Here is a 580-nt window from a genome sequence, read left to right as displayed (position 1 = left end):
GTCTTGCTGTTTTTATAGAAATTGAAAAGGCTCTGAAGTACTAAAATATGTTCACTGTAGAAGTTAAGTTCACTGGTTACAACCTTGAAATGTTCAATGTTATAACCTTCTTTTAATCCAAGACATGCAATATTGAAAGGAGTTAAAGGAGACCAGCCATTAGTTAGTAATGCTGGGAAATCCAAATGTAACCTAATTGATTTTACATTAAATATATCTTTATTTTTTCGCCCGACTGCAGTGACATTTTTCAATATTCGATTTGTAGACCGTATTGGATCAATCTCAATTGAGAGAACACCACTACAGTGCGGGCAGCAAAAGCCGAACACTTGTGGTGTGTTTTTGTTTGATAACCCTATGCTGCAATTAAAAACATCCTTGCAAAAATCACATTCTAACTGACCTAAATCCCAATTCATAAATTTTATCCTAATGAAAAAATGGCAATTGATGTATTTCTAATGGTCATATACAAACATGTTAAAACAATTATTATAAGCTATAGTTGAGGGGAAAGTAATGCATAAATTATACCTACTGGGTTGTTCTTTATTATGTGAGTAATTTTTGGCTTAGG

1 protein-coding gene is annotated in these 580 nt (G+C 32.6%); it reads right to left on the bottom strand.

The features are described from left to right. On the bottom strand, positions 1 to 422 hold a 422-nt coding region (locus RE027_RS18020), incomplete at its 3' end, for a hypothetical protein (protein ID WP_368809671.1). Positions 423 to 580 lie beyond the last annotated feature (158 nt).

This window comes from Kocuria sabuli, from assembly GCF_040981185.1.
Lineage (GTDB): Bacteria > Actinomycetota > Actinomycetes > Actinomycetales > Micrococcaceae > Kocuria > Kocuria sabuli.
Note: the sequence above shows the minus strand (reverse complement) of the source record. Positions and strands in the feature narration are given on the sequence as shown.